The following is a 254-nucleotide window of genomic DNA, read 5'->3' on the forward strand; positions in this document are numbered from 1 at the left end:
CTAGGTGAAGAACGTGTTATTGTTTCTGACATCTCAGGAACGACACGTGATGCCATTGACACGCGCTTCACGTCTGCTGACGGTGATGAGTTTGTCATGGTTGACACTGCTGGTATTCGTAAGCGTGGTAAGGTCTACGAGTCGACTGAAAAGTATTCAGTGATGCGTGCGATGCGTGCGATTGATGACTCTAACGTTGTTTTGATGGTATTGAACGCTGAAGAAGGTATTCGTGAGCAAGACAAGCACGTGGC

Annotated in this window: 1 protein-coding gene; it reads left to right on the top strand. The window is 47.6% G+C overall.

Features of this window, described 5'->3' with window-relative positions; genetic code table 11:
* Positions 1 to 254, top strand: a 254-nt coding sequence (locus WEIDD23_RS12585; protein ID WP_197458923.1) for a GTPase, incomplete at both ends; no start/stop codon positions are given.

Source organism: Weissella sp. DD23 (assembly GCF_001579105.1).
Lineage (GTDB): Bacteria > Bacillota > Bacilli > Lactobacillales > Lactobacillaceae > Weissella > Weissella cibaria.